Consider the following 674-nt stretch of genomic DNA (forward strand, 5'->3'; position numbering starts at 1 on the left):
CGCCCACACACCCGCGCCCACAGCCCCGCACACACCCGGCGCCGAGAACGAATGGGCAGGCGCCCTGGCGCTGCTGGCGAACGAAGGAACACTCGAACGCGCCGAACTGCTCGACCGCTGCCTGGCCAAACTGCTACGCGGCGACCGCCCGGCCAACCTGCGCGGATTCGGACTGCTCACCGAACGCCTCGCACCAGACAACGACGAAGTAGCCTCCCGCCTGGCAACCTACGTCGCGCTCGCCGCACGCGGCGCCGGACCCTGCGCACGACTGGCCCAAAACGCACTACGGGAGCTGGACGACGCCGGCCGGCTGGGCTCAGTCACCCTCGCCGAACTGTCCAAAGCAGTACTCGCACGACCAGAACGCAGCCTGGTGGCCGCGCAACTGTCCTGGGTGGACACCGCAGTACGCCGCGACAGCAGCCGCGCACCCGAACTACTGAACGCGACATCCGCAGCCTTCGCCCACCCCGCGGTCACCGTACAGGAACGGGCACTACGCGTCGTCATCAGACACCTAAGACACCTCGACACCACCCAAACCGCCGCACTACAAGACGCCGCCCGGCAACTGGACGCAGTACTGCGCGACGAAGCAACGCGCGTACTCGGCGGCAACGCCACCACCGCCGCCGCATCGCAGACCCCACCCGCGCTGCTACCCCCATACC

The 674-nt window shown here is 68.8% G+C and carries 1 pseudogene; it reads left to right on the forward strand.

The window, feature by feature from the left end:
• A pseudogene (locus KGA66_RS29310) lies at window positions 1–674 on the forward strand (DUF6493 family protein); the annotation flags it as partial.

This window comes from Actinocrinis puniceicyclus (assembly GCF_018283645.1).
Classification (GTDB): domain Bacteria; phylum Actinomycetota; class Actinomycetes; order Streptomycetales; family Catenulisporaceae; genus Actinocrinis; species Actinocrinis puniceicyclus.